A 2500-nucleotide genomic window follows, 5' to 3' on the forward strand; every position below is an offset into this window, starting at 1 on the left:
CCTCTACTTTCCCTGCAGAGATTCCTTCTTCGCACCGCGTCATCTTTCAGTTGACCTTGGGCAACAACAAAAAGACCTAGGTCACCGAACTGAGTCTCACGTTGCCCACTGCATTCTATTCCCTTAGTACCTCGCGGATCAATCACTATACTTCCACTCTCCCCGAGGCGCATCTCCAGCTTTTCCGCTTCGACTTCGATACCTCTACCATTGTCAATTGACCTTGGACGACGAAAAACGATCCTACTTCATTGAAATAGTACTCCTATTGATCAGTGTTGTCCGCTTCCCCAATAGCAATATTTACAACAAAAAAGACCCAGTTCAATGAACTGGGTATTACTTCTACCTAGCGACGTCCTACTCTCCCAGGACCCTGCGGTCCAAGTACCATACCTCCGCTCTCGCTCCGGTGGTTCTTCGCTCCGCTTCGAACGCGGCACTGTTTCTATTGGCCTTGGACAGCAAAAGAAAAACCTATTCAATGAACAAAGTTCTCCTATCGCTCTATTCTGTCCGATTTCCACAGCAACAGCATTTCACTACATAACAAAAAGGCCCAGTTCATTGAACTGAGCCCTCATCTTTACCTAGCGACGTCCTACTCTCCCAGGACCCTGCGGTCCAAGTACCATCGGCTCTGTGGAGCTTAACTTCTGTGTTCGGGATGGGAACAGGTGTGACCTCCACGACATCATCACTAGATATTTAAATGGTGGGCCCAAGAAGATTCGAACTTCCGACCTCACGATTATCAGTCGTGCGCTCTAGCCAACTGAGCTATGGGCCCCTATATGATGGAGCGGGTGATGGGAATCGAACCCACGCGACCAGCTTGGAAGGCTGGAGTTCTACCATTGAACTACACCCGCGTATTTAAGAAAAGTGGCGGAGCTGACGGGATTCGAACCCGCGGTCTCCCGCGTGACAGGCGGGCATGTTAGGCCACTACACCACAGCTCCATTGTGGTTGCGGGGACAGGACTTGAACCTGCGACCTTCGGGTTATGAGCCCGACGAGCTGCCAACTGCTCCACCCCGCGATATTTGTGGAATTCCGTAGTCGTACGTTACGGCTTCCTTTTTGAAAATGGTGGAGGTTGACGGGATCGAACCGCCGACCCTCTGCTTGTAAGGCAGATGCTCTCCCAGCTGAGCTAAACCTCCACGTACAGGACGTACCGTGTACAGCGTTGCGACAGGACGTCGCGTTCTTAGCTGTGCTACCTAAGAAAATGGTGACTCGTACGGGATTCGAACCCGTGAATGCCGCCTTGAAAGGGCGGTGAGTTAAGCCGCTTCTCCAACGAGCCTTTACTGGCTCCCCGAACAGGACTCGAACCTGTGACCATCCGATTAACAGTCGGGCGCTCTACCAACTGAGCTATCGAGGAACATTGGTGGAGATAAGCGGATTCGAACCGCTGACCCCCTGCTTGCAAGGCAGGTGCTCTACCAACTGAGCTATACCCCCAAGATTTTAAAAACAGTGGTGAGCCATGAAGGACTCGAACCTTCGACCCACTGATTAAAAGTCAGTTGCTCTACCAACTGAGCTAATGGCTCACATGGCTGGGGAGGAAGGGATCGAACCTTCGCATGACGGAGTCAAAGTCCGTTGCCTTACCGCTTGGCGACTCCCCAACGTTGATGTAGATCATAAGTTGTAATGATGGGGCGATCGAGGGGAATCGAACCCCCGAATGCCAGAGCCACAATCTGGTGCGTTAACCACTTCGCCACGACCGCCATCATTGGCAGGGGCAGTAGGACTTGAACCCACGACATCCGGTTTTGGAGACCGACGTTCTACCAACTGAACTATACCCCTAGAATACTAAATTTGAAATTGGTGGAGAGAGAAGGATTCGAACCTTCGAAGCTTTCGCAACGGATTTACAGTCCGCCCCAGTTGGCCACTTTGGTATCTCTCCATGAAATTGGTAGCGGCGGAGGGACTCGAACCCCCGACCCCCCGGGTATGAACCGAATGCTCTAGCCAACTGAGCTACACCGCCACAACTGATGGCGGAGAGAGGGGGATTCGAACCCCCGAGACGTTTTAGGCGCCTACACGATTTCCAATCGTGCTCCTTCGACCAAACTCGGACATCTCTCCGTATTTCTTATCGCCCAACAGCGGCGACAGGAGCTATAATATCATGCTACACAACCAATAGCAATTCGCCAATGAATCAAAAATGGTGATTAGATAGAGTTATATCCCTCGTATGTCTTCCAGCCACTCAGGACACCACTTTTTCTACCACATACATGATTGAATCTCAGGCATCCAGTATACTCACAAGCATCGGCTTTCAAGCACCTCACCAACGCCTTCCTACCCCCACACACGAACATGTTTCTCAGCACTTAATATCGATTATGACGATACTCTCACCCGAATCTTACATACCCGTTCATCCGATCTACTACCTGCTCCGAACAGTTCGCCTACCGATCCAACGCGCCCTCTTTTATTATACTTAGCCTCGAGACT

At 51.2% G+C, this 2500-nt stretch carries 15 tRNA genes and 1 rRNA gene; all 16 read right to left on the reverse strand.

Features of this window, described 5'->3' with window-relative positions:
* Positions 1–588: 588 nt before the first annotated feature.
* Positions 589–705: ribosomal RNA gene (gene rrf / locus CIG75_RS19400) — 5S ribosomal RNA — on the reverse strand.
* Between the two features lie 8 nt (positions 706–713).
* Positions 714–790, reverse strand: a tRNA-Ile gene (locus CIG75_RS19405).
* 8 nt (positions 791–798) lie between these two features.
* Positions 799–872: transfer RNA gene (locus CIG75_RS19410), tRNA-Gly, on the reverse strand.
* Positions 873–886: 14 nt separating this feature from the next.
* A tRNA-Asp gene (locus tag CIG75_RS19415) sits at positions 887–963 on the reverse strand.
* A gap of 4 nt (positions 964–967) precedes the next feature.
* Positions 968–1043: transfer RNA gene (locus CIG75_RS19420), tRNA-Met, on the reverse strand.
* A gap of 48 nt (positions 1044–1091) precedes the next feature.
* Positions 1092–1167: transfer RNA gene (locus CIG75_RS19425), tRNA-Val, on the reverse strand.
* Positions 1168–1236: 69 nt separating this feature from the next.
* Positions 1237–1313 (reverse strand) — tRNA-Glu (locus tag CIG75_RS19430).
* Between the two features lie 5 nt (positions 1314–1318).
* Positions 1319–1394 (reverse strand) — tRNA-Asn (locus tag CIG75_RS19435).
* Positions 1395–1398: 4 nt separating this feature from the next.
* Positions 1399–1474: transfer RNA gene (locus tag CIG75_RS19440), tRNA-Ala, on the reverse strand.
* Between the two features lie 16 nt (positions 1475–1490).
* Positions 1491–1566 (reverse strand) — tRNA-Lys (locus tag CIG75_RS19445).
* Positions 1567–1569: 3 nt separating this feature from the next.
* A tRNA-Gln gene (locus CIG75_RS19450) sits at positions 1570–1644 on the reverse strand.
* 29 nt (positions 1645–1673) lie between these two features.
* Positions 1674–1749, reverse strand: a tRNA-His gene (locus CIG75_RS19455).
* Positions 1750–1755: 6 nt separating this feature from the next.
* Positions 1756–1831, reverse strand: a tRNA-Trp gene (locus tag CIG75_RS19460).
* 19 nt (positions 1832–1850) lie between these two features.
* A tRNA-Tyr gene (locus CIG75_RS19465) sits at positions 1851–1934 on the reverse strand.
* A gap of 7 nt (positions 1935–1941) precedes the next feature.
* A tRNA-Met gene (locus CIG75_RS19470) sits at positions 1942–2018 on the reverse strand.
* Between the two features lie 8 nt (positions 2019–2026).
* Positions 2027–2119: transfer RNA gene (locus tag CIG75_RS19475), tRNA-Ser, on the reverse strand.
* Positions 2120–2500: the final 381 nt, after the last annotated feature.

The organism is Tumebacillus algifaecis (assembly GCF_002243515.1).
Classification (GTDB): domain Bacteria; phylum Bacillota; class Bacilli; order Tumebacillales; family Tumebacillaceae; genus Tumebacillus_A; species Tumebacillus_A algifaecis.